This is a genomic window from Streptomyces sp. NPDC046303, assembly GCF_055588085.1.
Genome location: NZ_JBVJFA010000020.1, coordinates 62002 through 74693 on the forward strand (window position 1 = coordinate 62002; position 12692 = coordinate 74693).

13 protein-coding genes are annotated in these 12692 nt (G+C 72.8%); 9 read left to right on the forward strand and 4 right to left on the reverse strand.

All coding sequences use genetic code 11. The annotated features are described in order from the left end of the window. The first annotated feature begins 10 nt into the window (after positions 1–10). From ACZ6I1_RS21725 to ACZ6I1_RS21735, 3 genes are all read left to right on the forward strand, one after another. Positions 11–1249: an adenosylmethionine--8-amino-7-oxononanoate transaminase gene (locus tag ACZ6I1_RS21725; protein ID WP_469289667.1), complete on the forward strand. Its 1239-nt coding sequence runs from the start codon at positions 11–13 to the stop codon at positions 1247–1249. A 1-nt stretch (position 1250) separates the two neighbouring features. Next, positions 1251–1979 (forward strand): dethiobiotin synthase, encoded by a 729-nt coding sequence (bioD, locus tag ACZ6I1_RS21730; protein ID WP_469289539.1) that lies wholly within the window; start codon positions 1251–1253, stop codon positions 1977–1979. Between the two features lie 690 nt (positions 1980–2669). After that, positions 2670–3323, forward strand: a complete 654-nt coding sequence (locus ACZ6I1_RS21735; RefSeq protein WP_469289541.1) for a class I SAM-dependent methyltransferase — start codon at positions 2670–2672, stop codon at positions 3321–3323. On the opposite strand, the gene ACZ6I1_RS21740 is transcribed toward ACZ6I1_RS21735, so the two are convergent. Further along, a complete protein-coding gene (locus ACZ6I1_RS21740) occupies positions 3295–3729 on the reverse strand; it encodes a GNAT family N-acetyltransferase (protein WP_469289542.1) in 435 nt (144 codons plus the stop codon). The two genes, ACZ6I1_RS21735 and ACZ6I1_RS21740, sit on opposite strands and share 29 nt — an antisense overlap. A gap of 213 nt (positions 3730–3942) precedes the next feature. Between ACZ6I1_RS21740 and ACZ6I1_RS21745 the strand changes: the two genes are divergently transcribed. The 5 genes from ACZ6I1_RS21745 to mug all read left to right on the forward strand — a co-directional run bounded on the left by ACZ6I1_RS21745 (position 3943) and on the right by mug (position 9238). Next, on the forward strand, positions 3943–5292 hold the full coding sequence (locus tag ACZ6I1_RS21745; RefSeq protein WP_469289543.1) for a hemolysin family protein: 1350 nt from the start codon (positions 3943–3945) through the stop codon (positions 5290–5292). Beyond that, positions 5289–6314, forward strand: a complete 1026-nt coding sequence (locus tag ACZ6I1_RS21750; RefSeq protein ID WP_469289545.1) for a hemolysin family protein — start codon at positions 5289–5291, stop codon at positions 6312–6314. The genes ACZ6I1_RS21745 and ACZ6I1_RS21750 overlap by 4 nt, the downstream gene beginning before the upstream one ends. A 58-nt stretch (positions 6315–6372) precedes the next feature. Continuing rightward, a complete protein-coding gene (locus ACZ6I1_RS21755) occupies positions 6373–7164 on the forward strand; it encodes an SGNH/GDSL hydrolase family protein (protein ID WP_469289546.1) in 792 nt (263 codons plus the stop codon). 71 nt (positions 7165–7235) lie between these two features. Then, positions 7236–8669 carry an adenylosuccinate lyase gene (purB, locus tag ACZ6I1_RS21760; protein ID WP_469289548.1) on the forward strand — a complete coding sequence of 478 codons (1434 nt, stop codon included), beginning with the start codon at positions 7236–7238 and terminating at the stop codon, positions 8667–8669. Next, positions 8666–9238, forward strand: a complete 573-nt coding sequence (gene mug, locus ACZ6I1_RS21765) for a G/U mismatch-specific DNA glycosylase (RefSeq protein WP_469289670.1) — start codon at positions 8666–8668, stop codon at positions 9236–9238. The genes purB and mug overlap by 4 nt, the downstream gene beginning before the upstream one ends. Here mug and ACZ6I1_RS21770 read toward each other — a convergent pair. Genes ACZ6I1_RS21770 through ACZ6I1_RS21780 form a run of 3 tightly spaced genes read right to left on the reverse strand, consistent with a single transcriptional unit; the run spans position 9235 to position 11401 of the window. Beyond that, positions 9235–9672, reverse strand: a complete 438-nt coding sequence (locus ACZ6I1_RS21770; RefSeq protein ID WP_469289549.1) for a hypothetical protein — start codon at positions 9670–9672, stop codon at positions 9235–9237. The two genes, mug and ACZ6I1_RS21770, sit on opposite strands and share 4 nt — an antisense overlap. A 40-nt stretch (positions 9673–9712) precedes the next feature. Continuing rightward, positions 9713–10462, reverse strand: coding sequence for an ABC transporter permease (locus ACZ6I1_RS21775; RefSeq protein ID WP_469289551.1), 750 nt, complete (start codon positions 10460–10462; stop codon positions 9713–9715). Positions 10463–10489: 27 nt separating this feature from the next. After that, positions 10490–11401 (reverse strand): ABC transporter ATP-binding protein, encoded by a 912-nt coding sequence (locus ACZ6I1_RS21780; RefSeq protein ID WP_469289553.1) that lies wholly within the window; start codon positions 11399–11401, stop codon positions 10490–10492. Between the two features lie 108 nt (positions 11402–11509). Here ACZ6I1_RS21780 and ACZ6I1_RS21785 point away from each other — a divergent pair, with 108 nt between their 5' ends. Beyond that, the gene (locus ACZ6I1_RS21785) at positions 11510–12688 is read left to right on the forward strand and encodes a sensor histidine kinase (RefSeq protein ID WP_469289555.1); all 1179 of its coding nucleotides are present in this window, start codon (positions 11510–11512) and stop codon (positions 12686–12688) included. Positions 12689–12692 lie beyond the last annotated feature (4 nt).

A 12692-nucleotide genomic window follows, 5' to 3' on the forward strand; every position in this document is an offset into this window, starting at 1 on the left:
GTACGGCCCGATGCCCGGGCGGCAGGAGCCGCTGGTCATCGCCTCCGCCTCGGGGGTCCGGCTGCGGCTCGCCGACCCGTCCCAGGGTCAGGGTCACGAGGAGCTGGTCGACGGCATGTCCTCCTGGTGGTCGGCCATCCACGGCTACAACCACCCGGTGCTGAACGAGGCCGCGACCACCCAGCTGGGCCGGATGTCGCACGTGATGTTCGGCGGGCTCACCCACGAGCCCGCCGTCCGGCTCGCCGCGAAGCTCGTCGAGATCACCCCGGCCGGGCTGGAGCACGTCTTCCTCTCCGACTCGGGCTCGGTGTCCGTCGAGGTCGCGGTCAAGATGTGCCTTCAGTACTGGCGTTCGCTCGGCCGGACGGGCAAGACCCGCCTGCTGACCTGGCGCGGCGGCTACCACGGGGACACGTGGCAGCCGATGGCCGTGTGCGACCCCCAGGGCGGAATGCACGAGCTGTGGCAGGGCCACCTGCCGCGGCAGGTGTTCGCGGACGCGCCGCCCGGCGACTTCGACACCCCCCTGGACCCCGCGTACACGGACCACCTGCGCTCCCTGATCGCCGCCCACGCGGACGAGCTGGCGGCGGTGATCGTGGAGCCGGTGGTGCAGGGCGCGGGCGGCATGCGCTTCCACAACCCCGCCCATCTGCGGGTGCTGCGCGAGCTGTGCGACGAGTACGGGGTCCTGCTCATCCTCGACGAGATCGCGACGGGCTTCGGCCGCACCGGCGCGCTCTTCGCCGCGGACCACGCGGGGATCACGCCGGACGTGATGTGCCTGGGCAAGTCCCTGACGGGCGGTTACCTCACGCTGGCGGCGACGCTGTGCACGGAGCGGGTGGCCGACGGGATCTCGCGGGGCGAGGTTCCGGTGCTCGCGCACGGGCCGACCTTCATGGGCAACCCCCTCGCGACGGCCGTGGCGCTCGCCTCGATCGAGCTGCTGCTCGGCCAGGACTGGGCGGCCGAGGTCAAGCGGATCGAGGCAGGGCTGCGCGAGGGCCTGGCGGCCGCGGCGGGGCTGCCCGGCGTACGGGACGTACGGGTCCTGGGCGCGATCGGCGTGGTCCAGCTGGACCACGAGGTCGACATGGCGGCCGCCACCGCGGCGGCGGTACGGGAAGGCGTGTGGCTGCGCCCCTTCCGGGACCTGATCTACACCATGCCGCCGTTCGTCACGGGCGACACCGATGTCGCCCGGATCTGCCGTGCGGTGTGCGCTGCGGCGCAGGAAGGCTGAGATGTCCGTTCTGGTCGTGTCCGGTACGGGCACGGAGGTCGGCAAGACCGTGGTCACGTCGGCGATCGCGGCCGCGGCGGTGGCCGCCGGCCGCTCGGTGGCGGTGCTCAAGCCCGCCCAGACGGGTGTCGGCCCGGACGAACCGGGCGACGCGGCGGAGGTGGCCCGGCTGGCCGGACCCTCCGTCACGGCGGTGGAACTGGCGCGCTATCCGGAGCCGTTGGCGCCGGACACGGCGGCCCGCCGGGCCGGGCTGCCGACGCTCTCCCCGGCCGACATCGCCGAGGCCGCCCGCGAGCTGTCGCTCCACCACGACCTGGTCCTGGTGGAGGGCGCGGGCGGGCTGCTGGTCCGCTTCGACGAGGCGGGCCACACCCTGGCCGACGCCGCCGTGCTGCTGGGCGCGCCGGTCCTGGTGGTGGCCGCGGCGGGCCTCGGCACCCTCAACGCCACCACCTTGACGGCGGAGGCCCTCCGGGCGCGGAACCTGACCCCGCTGGGCCTGGTCGTCGGCAGCTGGCCCGCGTCCCCGGACCTGGCCTCCCGCTGCAACCTGGCGGACCTCCCCACGTCCTCGGGCATCCCCCTCCTGGGCGCGATCCCGGAAGGCTCCGCCACCCTCCCCCCACCCCTCTTCCGCACGACGTCCCCCACCTGGCTCTCCCCCACCCTCTCGGGCACCTGGTCCCCCACCTCGTTCCTGACCACCTGGACACCCCCCGCCCCCTAGCCTCACCCGCCCCCGGGGAGCCCAACCCAGCCCCGCCGGCACCCGAGGCGCGGCGCCCGGGACAACACCCCAACACCGAAGCCACACCCCCAGCCCCGCCGGCACTCGAGGCACGGGGCCCGGGACAGCACCCCGCCACCGCAGCCACACCCCCAGCCGGGCCAGCGGCACCCACCACACCAAGGCCCCAAGGCACACCCAGCCCCGGGGGGCACAACCCAGCCCCGCCGGCGTTTGAGGCGCGGGGCCCGGGGCAGCGCCCCGCCACCGAAGCCACGCCCGCAGCCGGGCCAGCGACACCCACCACACCAAGGCCCCAAGGCACACCCAGCCCCCGGGGGCCCAACCCAGCCCCGCCGGCACTCGAGGCACGGGGCCCGGGGCAGCGCCCCGGCACCGAAGCCGCACCCTCGGCGGGACCAGTGGCACCGACCACGCCAAGGCCCCAAGGCACACTCAGCCCCCGGGGGGCACAACCCAGCCCCGCCGGCGTTTGAGGCGCGGGGTCCGGGGCAGCGCCCCGGCACCGAAGCCGCGCCCTCGGCCGGGGCCCGGGGCCCAGCCCCGGCCCGCCCACGCCGGCCACCGGCCGGCAACGGCACGGCTCCCCAGGGATGAGGGCCCGCCGACCCGGGCACGCTGAAGGCAAAGGCACGGGTACACCCACCCCCACCGCCCGGGAGGTCCGCCATGCCGCCGCGCCGCGACCCGGTACACCACCCCGTCTTCGCCCGCTTCTACGCCCGCGCGAGCCAAACCGCCGAGACCCGCGGCGGCCTCGCCGCCCTCCGCCGCGAGCTCCTGCGCGGGGTGTCCGGCCGCGTCATCGAGATCGGCGCCGGGAACGGCCTGAACTTCCCGCACTACCCCCGCGCCGTCTCCGAGGTCGTCGCCGTGGAACCGGACCGCACCCTCCGCCGCCTCGCCACGCAGGCCGCCCTGCGCGTCGAGGTCCCGGTGGACCTCGTACCCGCCACCGCCGAGGCCCTCCCGGTCAAGAGCGAGGCCTTCGACGCCGCCGTCGCCTCGCTGGTGCTGTGCTCCGTACAGGACCTGCCCCGCTCCCTCGCCGAACTCCACCGCGTGCTCCGCCCCGGCGCCGAACTCCGCTTCTTCGAGCACGGGCTGGCACCCGGCCCCGGCATGGCCGCCGTCCAGCGCGCGCTGGACCGTACCGTCTGGCCGTTCCTCTTCGGCGGCTGCCACACCTCCCGCGACCCGCTCGCCGCGGTGGAGGCGGCCGGGTTCCGGATCGTCTCCCGGCGCAGCTTCCGGCTGCCGGAGCGCGGGCCGGCGTTCCCGACGTCCTACTGCGTCATCGGGTCGGCGCGCCGAGTGGCTTGACCCAGCGGGTCCACTGCTCCTGCGGCCGGTAGCCGGCCGCGTCCCACGCCCGGTGCGCCGATGCGTTGCGGTCGAGCACCATGGCGTCGCCGCGCCGCCCCCCGAGCGCCTCGAAGCGCTCCTCGGCCGCGGCCAGCAGGGCGGTCCCGATGCCCTGCCTGCGGTGTCGGGGGTGCACGGCCAGCCGGTACAGGTGGCAGCGCCAGCCGTCGAAGCCGGCGATCACGGTGCCGACGAGCTCACCGTCACGGCGGGCGAGCAGCAGGGCCTGCGGGTCGCGTGCGTGGAGCCGCTCGACCCCGGCGGGATCGTCGCTGATACTCGTCCCCTCGGCGGCGGCCTTCCAGAAGTCCAGTACGGCGCCGAGATCGGTCGTCGAGGCAGGGCCGATGTGAAGATCGCTCATGCCGGGATCCCATCATCCGGCCCCGCTCCGCCAAAAGAATGATCCCCTCTCTTTGCCCGTCCTTTACCATGGGGGCAAAGTCCTCCTGATTGAAAGGTGTGAGCGTCCGCCCATGGGCGAGCCTCCCAGTCCACGACATTCCCCTTTCCCCCGTTCGCGACATCGCGCGGCACCCCGCCTCCTGGCCGATCCTGGGACGGAGGTGAGCGACCGATGACCGAAGTGCTCCTGCTCGTCGTGGCACTGCTGCTCTGCCTTGCCTGCGGAGTCTTCGTCGCGGCCGAGTTCTCGCTGACCACCGTCGAGCGCAGCCAGCTCGACGAGGCCGTCGCGCGGGGCGAGGGCGGAGCCGACAGCGCTCTGGCCGCCGTCCGGACCCTGACGTTCCAGCTCTCCGGCGCCCAGCTCGGCATCACCGTGACCGGCCTGGTCATCGGCATGATCTCGAAGCCGTCGATCGCCGCGCTGCTCCAGGGCCCGTTCAAGGCCATGGGGCTGTCGACCGGTGCCGCTTCCTCCACCGCCCTGGTCCTCGGCACGGTCCTGTCGACCATCGTTCTGATGGTGGTCGGCGAGCTGGTGCCCAAGAACTGGGCGATCTCCTCCCCGCTGGCGATCGCCAAGCGCGTCGCGACCTTCCAGCGGGTGTTCAGCCGGGTCTTCAAGCCCCTGATCAGCCACCTCAACACCACCGCGAACCACATGGTGCGCCGTTTCGGGTTGGAGCCGGCCGAGGAGCTGGCCTCTGCCCGCACCCCGCAGGAGCTGGTCGCCCTGGCGCGGCACTCGGCCAAGGCGGGCGCCCTGGAGAAGGACACCGCCGAACTGTTCGTCCGCACCCTGAACCTGGCCGACCTGACCGCGGAGAACGTGATGACCCCGCGCGTGCAGGTCACCGCCCTCGACGTGCAGACGACGGCGGAGGACGTGGCGAACGCGACGCTGGCCACCGGCCTGTCCCGCTTCCCGGTGTACCGGGGCAGCCTCGACACGGTCGTCGGCACCGTCCACATCAAGGACGTGCTGGCCCTGCCCGCCGAGGAGCGCCACCGGCGCCCGGTCTCGCAGCTGCTGCGCGAGCCGCTGCTGGTACCGGAGTCGCTGACCGTGGACCGGCTGCTGGACCGGCTGTCCGGCAAGCAGACGATGGCCGTGGTCATCGACGAGTACGGCGGCACGGCCGGCGTGGCGACCCTGGAGGACATCGTCGAGGAGGTCGTCGGTGAGGTCCGCGACGAGCACGACCCGCACGAGACCCCGGACCTGGCCCAGGCCGGCACGGACGAGGACGGGCGCCTGCTCTACTCCGCCGACGGCGCGGTCCGCACGGACCAGCTCCTGGGGATCGGACTGCGCGTGCCCGAAGGACCGTACGAGACCCTGGCCGGGCTGATGGCGACCGAGCTGGGCCGGATCCCGTCCGTCGGCGACAGCCTGGAGCTGGACGGCTGGCGGCTGGACGTGGTGGACGCCGTCGGGCGGCGGGCCTCGCGGGTGCTGCTGCACGTACCGCCCGAGCCGGGCGGCGAAACGAACGCACGGAGCGGGGAGGGGGGCCGATGACCGCGATCCAGCTGCTGATCGGCCTGGCGACCCTGGTCGTCAACGCCTTCTTCGTCGGCGCGGAGTTCGCGCTGATCTCGGTCCGGCGCAGCCAGATCGAGCCGTACGCCGAGCAGGACGACCGGCGGGCCCGCGCGGTGCTGTGGGGTCTGGAGCACGTTTCGGCCCTGATGGCGGCCGCCCAGCTCGGCATCACCCTGTGCACCCTGGTGCTGGGTGTGGTGGCCGAGCCCGCCATCGCGCACCTGCTGACGCCTCTGCTGGACCTCGTCGGGGTCCCGGGCGGCGTGAGCCACGCGATCTCGTTCGTGGTGGCGCTGGCGCTGGCGACGTACCTGCACATGCTCTTCGGCGAGATGGTGCCGAAGAACGTGGCGCTGGCCGAACCGGTGCGCACCGCGCTGTTGCTGGGGCCGCCGCTGGTGGCCCTGACCCGGGCGCTGCGGCCGGTGATCTTCGCGATCAACGCGTTCGCCAACACCCTGCTGCGGCTGCTGCGGGTGGAGGTGAAGGGTGAGGTCTCGGCGAGCTTCTCGGACGACGAACTGGCACGGATGGTCAAGGACTCCAGCAAGGCGGGGCTCCTGGACGACCGGGCGAGCGAGCGCCTGCACGACGCCCTGGAGCTGGGCCGGCGGCCGGTCACCGATGTGGTGCTGCCGGCGGACCGGGTGGTGTCGGCGCGCGAGGGCGTCACGCCGGCGAGGCTGGAGCGGATGTCGGCGCAGACGGGGTACTCCCGTTTCCCGGTGATCGACGCCCAGCACCGGATCCTGGGGTACCTGCACGTCAAGGACGCTCTGGACGCGGAGCCGGACGCGCGCGAGGAACCCTTCCCGGTGTCGGACCTGCGGCCGATCGCCCAGGTGCGGGCGGAAACCCCGCTGGACGACGTGCTGACCGCCATGCGGCGCAGCCGGACGCACCTGGCCGCCGTACTGGGGCCGGACGGTGCGATGACGGGGCTGGTGACCATGGAGGACGTGCTGCGGGAGCTGTTCGGCAAGCCGGCTTCCGCCTGACCGGTGCGGTCCCCCGGCCCTCCGAGGCCGGGGTACTGCGCGGTAACATGGCTCCGCCATGGAGATGAATGCGTCTTACACCAGTTTCGTCGCGGTCGGCGACTCCTTCACCGAGGGCATGTCCGACCTGCTGCCCGACGGCTCCTACCGGGGCTGGGCCGACCTGCTGGCCGCCCGTCTCGCGGCGCGCGAGCCGGGCTTCCGCTACGCGAACCTGGCGGTCCGCGGGAAGCTGATCGGGCAGATCGCCGAGGACCAGGCTCCGGTCGCGGCGGCCATGGGCGCCGACGTGGTCACGCTGGTCGGCGGACTGAACGACACCCTGCGCCCCAAGGTGGACATGGGCCGGGTCCGGGGCCACCTGGAGGCGGCCGTGGAACTCCTCGCCCCGTCCTGCAAGCACCTCGTCCTGATGCGCTCCCCGGGGCGCAACGGGCCGGTCATGGAACGCTTCCGTCCGCGCATGGAGGAGCTCTTCGCCATCATCGAGGAGCTCGCCGCACGGCACGGCGCCCTGGTGGTCGACCTGTACGGTGCTCCGGCGCTCGGCGACCCGCGCATGTGGGACGTCGACCGGCTGCATCTGACGGCCGAGGGCCACCGCCGGGTGGCGGAGGCCGTCTGGCAGGCTTTGGGCCTGCCGGCCGAGCAGGACTGGCGCACGGAACTGCCCGCCGCGACGCCCGCCGGCTGGGCCGTACGCCGGTCCCAGGACCTGAGCTTCGCCCGCCAGCACCTGCTGCCCTGGGTCGGCCGCCGCCTGACGGGCCGCTCCTCCGGCGACGGCCGTCCGGCCAAGCGCCCGGAACTGCTCCCGTACGAGCCCGTGGCCGGGGATCGGCTCTCGTAGCAAGGCACAATCGGGACCGGGGTCCCTACCTGCGTAAACACACAGCGGCGGCCCAAGTAGAATCCCTCTACGTGACTGCCAAGCCCCGCATCCCCAATGTCCTGGCCGGCCGCTACGCCTCTGCGGAGCTCGCCGTCCTGTGGTCCCCCGAGTACAAGGTGACGCTGGAGCGGCGGCTGTGGCTCGCCGTGCTGCGCGCCCAGAAGGACCTCGGCATCGAGGTCCCCGACGCGGCCCTCGCCGACTACGAGCGCGTCCTGGAGACCGTCGACCTGGCCTCCATCGCCGAGCGTGAGAAGGTCACCCGGCACGACGTGAAGGCCCGCATCGAGGAGTTCAACGCCCTCGCCGGCCACGAGCACGTCCACAAGGGCATGACCTCGCGCGACCTCACCGAGAACGTCGAGCAGCTCCAGATCCGGCTCTCGCTGGAACTGGCCCGGGACCGGGCGGTCGCCGTCCTGGCCCGCCTGGGCAAGCTGGCGGGCGAGCACGCCGAGCTGGTCATGGCCGGCCGCTCCCACAACGTGGCCGCGCAGGCGACCACGCTGGGCAAGCGGTTCGCGACGGCTGCCGATGAGCTGCTGGTCGCCTACGATCGCCTGGAGAACCTCCTGGAGCGCTACCCGCTGCGCGGGATCAAGGGCCCGGTGGGCACGGCCCAGGACATGCTCGACCTGCTCGGCGGCGACGCGGCCAAGCTCGCCGATCTCGAGCAGCGCATCGCCACCCACCTCGGCTTCGCCCAGGCCTTCACCTCGGTCGGCCAGGTCTACCCGCGCTCGCTGGACTACGACGTGGTCACCGCCCTGGTGCAGCTGGCCGCCGCCCCGTCGTCGATCGCCAAGACGATCCGCCTGATGGCTGGTCACGAGCTGGTGACCGAGGGCTTCAAGCCGGGCCAGGTCGGCTCCTCCGCGATGCCGCACAAGATGAACACCCGCTCCTGCGAGCGTGTGAACGGCCTGATGGTCATCCTGCGCGGCTACGCCTCGATGACCGGCGAGCTCGCCGGTGACCAGTGGAACGAGGGCGACGTCTCGTGCTCCGTGGTCCGCCGCGTGGCCCTGCCGGACGCGTTCTTCGCCTTCGACGGCCTGCTGGAGACCTTCCTGACGGTCCTGGACGAATTCGGCGCCTTCCCGGCGGTCGTCGCCCGCGAGCTGGACCGCTACCTGCCGTTCCTCGCGACCACCAAGGTCCTGATGGGTGCGGTGCGCGCCGGGGTCGGCCGCGAGGCCGCCCACGAGGTCATCAAGGAGCACGCGGTCGCCTCCGCGCTGGCCATGCGCGAGCAGGGCGCCGAGCGCAACGAACTGCTCGACAAGCTGGCCGCCGACGAGCGGATGCCGCTGGACCGGGCCCAGCTCGACGCCCTGATGGCCGACAAGCTGTCCTTCACCGGCGCGGCGGGTGACCAGGTGGCGGCGGTGGTCTCCCGCATCGAGGCGATCGCCAAGCAGCACCCGGAGGCAGCCGGGTACGCTCCGGGGTCGATCCTCTGACTCCCGACGAGCTGGACGCCGCCCGTGACCGCGTCCTCCCGGACGTGGTCGCGGGCGGTCTGCGCGTGCTCTTCTGTGGCATCAACCCAGGTCTCCTCTCCGCCGCGACGGGCCACCACTTCGCCCGCCCCGGCAACCGTTTCTGGCCCGTCCTGCACCTGTCCGGCTTCACTCCCCGTCGTCTGGATCCGGCGGAGCAGGAAGAACTGCTGACCTACCGCCTCGGCATCACCAACGTCGTGGCCCGCGCCACGGCCCGCGCGGACGAGCTCACCGCCGAGGAGTTCCGCGAGGGCGGCCGCATCCTGTCGGCCAAGGTGGAACTGCTCCGCCCCCAGTGGCTGGCCGTGGTCGGCGTCACCGCCTACCGCACCGCCTTCGGCGAGCGGAAGGCCCAGATCGGCCCCCAGGAGCGGACGATCGGAGCCACCCGCATCTGGGCCCTGCCCAACCCCAGCGGCCTCAACGCCCACTGGACCGCCGAGTCCATGGCTCAGGAATACGCCCGCCTCCGCGCGGCCGCCGAAGCCCCCGAAGCCCCCGAAGCCCCCGAAGCCCCCGAAATCTAGGGCGGGTCGACGACCGTGACCCCTGCCATCAGCAGGTAGGGGTCGCCCTCGTCCCACTGGGCCACGTAGACGACCAGCCAGTGACCGCCGGCCCGCCACAGGTGGACGTGGTCGGTGCTGTTGCTCAGCTCGTCCCACGGCTCCGGTATCTCCTCGCCGTCGAACCCGCGGCCCCTCAGCGATCCCAGACTGAAGATCTGCGGGTCTCCCCACCGGTCGCTCAGGGCCTGGGCGAGCGCCCCGTATTCGGCGTTGATCTGGTCGGCGGCCTCGGTCCGGCCCGCACCGCCGTCCTCCCAGAAGTCCGCGGTCCGGCCGACCGGGACGAGGTGGTAACCGGGGCCGCTGCTCTGCCCGCCGGACCAGACCGGCTCGGCGGGGAACTCCCGCTCCCGGAGCCGGTCGATCGTGTCGAGATGCTCTGCCGTGGTCATACCGTCAGTATCCCGACCACCACTGACAACTGGCCCGGCGTCACGCGTCCCGGCGCCGCACCGTCAGCCACCCGCCGAACACCGCCGCTCCCGTCCACAACGCCATCACGCCGAGGCCGGTCCAGGGGCCGAGGCCCTCCTGTCCCTGCGAGTGCATCACCATCTGCCCGGCACGGTCCGGCAGGAACTGGGCCACGCCGCCCGAAGCCTCGCCGACGATGAACGAGACCAGCAGGACGAAGGGTATGAGCAGGCTCAGTACGGCCGTTCCGCTCCGCAGCACGGCGGCCAGTCCGGCCGCGAACAGGGCCATCAGCGCGAGGTAGAGCCCGCAGCCGACGATGGCGCGGTAGGTACCCGGGTCGCCGAGCTCCAGCGCGTAGGGGCCCATGAAGGCCTGGCCCGCGACGAAGGTGACCAGCCCGGTGATCTGCCCCACCAGCAGGGCCAGTCCGCCCACCGTCGCCATCTTCGACAAGTAGAACCGGGTGCGCTGGGGCACGGCGGCGAGGGAGGTGCGCAGAGCGCCGTTCTGGAACTCGCAGGACAGGGCGCCCGCCCCGAAGGTCATGGCGGCGATCTGGCCGAAGATGAGCCCGTAGTAGGCCGCGTAGAGCGGGTCCGCTCCCATGCTGCCGGCCTCGGCCGTGCCTATCGCCGCGGCGGTCAGCACCTGGATGCCCGCGGTGGCGGCGAAGATGGCCATCAGCGCCCCGAAGGTACCGCGCAGGGACCGTATCTTGATCCATTCCGAGTGCAGGACGGGCAGGGTGGGCAGAGCGGCGCGCATGGCGGGGCCTCCTGAAAGTAGGGAAAGTCAGCGGGTTGCGGTGAACTGGGCGTGATCGGCCGTGAGGTCGAGGTAGGCCTGCTCCAGCGAGGCGCGCTCGTCGGAGAGTTCCAGCATGGGGATGCCTTCGCGGGCGGCCAGGGCGCCGAGCTGTTCGGCCTGCAGGCCTTCCACGGTCCATCGCCGGTCGTCCGCGCTCACCAGCTCGAAGCCGTCCCGGGCCAGGGCGGCCCGCAGCCGGATCGGGTCGGAGGTGCGCAGGCGCACCCTCTGGGTGCTGCGGGCGTCGATGAACTCCTTCATCGAGGTGTTGGCCAGCAGCTTGCCGTTGCCGAGCACGACCAGGTGGTCGGCGAGCGCCGAGGTCTCCGACATCAGGTGGCTGGAGACCAGGACGGTGCGTCCTTCGGCGGCGAGTCCGCGCATCAGCTCGCGGATCCAGATGATGCCCTCGGGATCGAGGCCGTTGGTCGGCTCGTCCAGCAGGAGCACCCCGGGGTCGCCCAGCAGGGCGGCGGCTATGCCGAGGCGCTGGCGCATGCCGAGTGAGAAGGACTTGATCCGCCGCTTGGCCACGGAGGCTATCCCGGCCTGCTCCAGGACCTCGTCCACCCTGTGCATCGGCACACGGCCGGCCGCGGCCAGGAAGCGGAGGTGGTCCCGGGCGGTGCGACCGCCGTGCGCCGCCTGGGCGTCCAGGAGCGCGCCGACCCGGTGGAGCGGGTCCGGGAAGTCGGGGTACCTCCGGCCGCCGATGGTGGCCGAGCCCGATGTGGCGCGGTCCAGGCCCAGCAGCAGGCGCATCGTCGTGGACTTCCCGGCGCCGTTGGGTCCCAGGAATCCGGTGACCCGCCCGGGCAGGACTTCGAAGGTGAGGCCGTCCACCGCACGGTGGTTGCCGTACTCCTTGGTGAGTTCTCGGATCTCGATCGTGTTCATGCCTCAAGAGTCGCCGCCGGCCCCACCCCCTTCCCTCCCCCGTGCGGGGGGATCGTCTCCCCCGCACGGGGGAGCCGTCACGGGACGGCCGACTGCCAGGATGAGGACATGTACCGATTGCTTCGTGCGCCCCTTCGCGGGGTCACGTACACCCGCTGGCTGCACCTGGTCGTGCCGATCCTCATCGTGTCCATCTGGATGTTCATAGAGCCGGCCTGGCCGTGGGTGCCTGCCCTGATCGTCGCGCCGTTCGGACTGCTCCCGTGGGTACGGCTGGCCGAGGGCCTTCAGGCCCAGTTCCTGCTGACCCCGCACGAGCGCGGCCGCAACGATCCGTCCATCAGCACGGCGCCGTCCGCGCGCTGGGGGGACCGCTGGCGGACGGTCGCGTGGCTGGAGATACGTCTCGTGCTCGCGGGAGTGGCGATGGTGGCCACCGTGTGGCTCCCGGTCATGACGCTGGAGCTCATCCTCACCGGCGCAGGGCAGTCCCTCGCCGGGGATGACGTGCTCCTCCCCTTCATCCCGCCGCGCTGGGCGGCCGTCCTGCTCGTGCCGGTGCCGCTGGTCCTGCTGCTGGTCGTGGTGGTCCTGCTCGGGGACGCCGTCACGGCCATCGCCGCCAGGCTGCTGGGACCTTCGGCCGCGGAGCGGCTCAGCGCCCTGGAGGCGCGTACCGAGCAGCTGCTGGAACGGACGCGGATCGCACGGGAGTTGCACGACTCCATCGGGCACGCGCTGACCGTGGCGGTGGTCCAGGCGGGCGCCGCGCGGGCCGCGGGGAACCCGGAGTTCACCGAGCGGGCGCTGTGCGCGATCGAGGAGACCGGCCGGGCCGCGATGGAGGACTTGGAGCGGGTGCTGCTGGTGCTGCGGGAGTCCGCGCAGCCGCCCTCGCAGCGGCCGACGCTGGCGGACGCGGACCGCCTGCTGCAGTCGGCGCGGGCTTCCGGCTCGACGGTGGACGCCGAACTGTCGGGTCCGCTCGAGCAGTTGCCCGGACCGGTCACCCGTGAGGGTTACCGGATCCTGCAGGAGGCGCTGACCAATGTGCTGCGGCACTGCGGGCCGGTCCCCGTGCGGGTCCGGGTCGAGGCGGCGGTGGGAAGGCTGGACCTGGAGGTGCTCAATCCGCTGCCCGACGGTCCCGCGCTGATGACCGGGACGGGCGGCGGGCTGCGCGGGATGCGGGAGCGTGCCGCACTGCTCGGAGGGGAGGCCGAGACCGGGCCGTACGAGGGCAACTGGAGGGTGCGCGCCCGGCTTCCGCTGGAGCGAATACGCTGACGGG

Bases quoted from the DNA above. Each gene is read 5' to 3' on its own strand.
- ACZ6I1_RS21725 (WP_469289667.1), top strand. From the start codon at position 11: ATGCCCGGGCGGCAGGAGCCGCTGGTCATCGCCTCCGCCTCGGGGGTC.
- bioD (WP_469289539.1), top strand. From the start codon at position 1,251: ATGTCCGTTCTGGTCGTGTCCGGTACGGGCACGGAGGTCGGCAAGACC.
- ACZ6I1_RS21735 (WP_469289541.1), top strand. From the start codon at position 2,670: ATGCCGCCGCGCCGCGACCCGGTACACCACCCCGTCTTCGCCCGCTTC.
- ACZ6I1_RS21740 (WP_469289542.1), bottom strand. From the start codon at position 3,729: ATGAGCGATCTTCACATCGGCCCTGCCTCGACGACCGATCTCGGCGCC.
- ACZ6I1_RS21745 (WP_469289543.1), top strand. From the start codon at position 3,943: ATGACCGAAGTGCTCCTGCTCGTCGTGGCACTGCTGCTCTGCCTTGCC.
- ACZ6I1_RS21750 (WP_469289545.1), top strand. From the start codon at position 5,289: ATGACCGCGATCCAGCTGCTGATCGGCCTGGCGACCCTGGTCGTCAAC.
- ACZ6I1_RS21755 (WP_469289546.1), top strand. From the start codon at position 6,373: ATGGAGATGAATGCGTCTTACACCAGTTTCGTCGCGGTCGGCGACTCC.
- ACZ6I1_RS21770 (WP_469289549.1), bottom strand. From the start codon at position 9,672: ATGACCACGGCAGAGCATCTCGACACGATCGACCGGCTCCGGGAGCGG.
- ACZ6I1_RS21775 (WP_469289551.1), bottom strand. From the start codon at position 10,462: ATGCGCGCCGCTCTGCCCACCCTGCCCGTCCTGCACTCGGAATGGATC.
- ACZ6I1_RS21780 (WP_469289553.1), bottom strand. From the start codon at position 11,401: ATGAACACGATCGAGATCCGAGAACTCACCAAGGAGTACGGCAACCAC.
- ACZ6I1_RS21785 (WP_469289555.1), top strand. From the start codon at position 11,510: ATGTACCGATTGCTTCGTGCGCCCCTTCGCGGGGTCACGTACACCCGC.